2 protein-coding genes are annotated in these 826 nt (G+C 55.6%); both read left to right on the top strand.

All coding sequences use genetic code 11. The features are described from left to right. A partial coding sequence (locus tag EN964_RS38270; RefSeq protein WP_206528835.1) for a hypothetical protein occupies positions 1-205 on the top strand: 205 nt, incomplete at its 5' end. 166 nt (positions 206-371) lie between these two features. Next, positions 372-826: ABC transporter substrate-binding protein (locus EN964_RS35955; RefSeq protein WP_245490749.1), on the top strand; the 455-nt coding region annotated here is incomplete at its 3' end.

Raw genomic sequence — 826 nt, forward strand, 5'->3', positions numbered from 1 at the left:
ACCCTATGTATTGCCTCCCTTGGTGACCGTGCAAGTCTTGCCCTTGCGGCAACACGGCGAAAGATTTTCCGTCGAAAGTCCTTGCCGCCGCCGGCGCTGCCAAATGGTGTCCTGGCGCATCCCTCGGCCGCTCGGAAGCGCGGGGAACATTTATGTCGTCAGCTTGGCGATCAATAAAAAAATTCGGTTGTTAATAATCTCGTGAATGGAAGAAACTGCTAATTTTTTCTGCAATCTGGCAAAATAGCGGATTTTTTTCCTGCTTCCCGCGGGGTAAGCAAACGGGGTGTTCCAAAGCCGGAAAAACGGTGCTTATATGCGCGCTTCGCGAGCCTGATAGAGGGGCTTGGAAGAACATCAGGGAGTGCTCAATGAATAAGAAGCTGACTTTTGCAGCCGCGTTGCTGGCTGCAAGCGTCCTGGGCGGCGTGGCCAATGCGAAAACTCTGGTCTACTGCGCGGAAGCTTCGCCGGAAGGTTTCGATCCGGCGCCGTATACCGCAGGCCAGACGTTCGACGCGTCATCGCGCACCGTCTTCAACCGCCTTGTCGAATTCGATCACGGCAAGACGACGACCTCGCCGGGCCTGGCCGAGAGCTGGACGATCTCCGACGATGGCAAGGAATATGTCTTCAAGCTGCGCAAGGGCGTCAAGTTCGCCGCGACCGACTATTTCACCCCGACGCGCGACTTCAACGCTGACGACGTGGTGTTCTCGTTCGAACGCCAGGTCGACAAGAACGGCCCTTGGTTTCAGTACATTCCGGGCATTGCATACCAGTATTACAATGACCAGTTCGGCGAAAACATCGCCAAGGTCGAGAA

The organism is Mesorhizobium sp. M7A.F.Ca.CA.001.10.2.1, assembly GCF_003998575.1.
GTDB lineage: Bacteria > Pseudomonadota > Alphaproteobacteria > Rhizobiales > Rhizobiaceae > Mesorhizobium.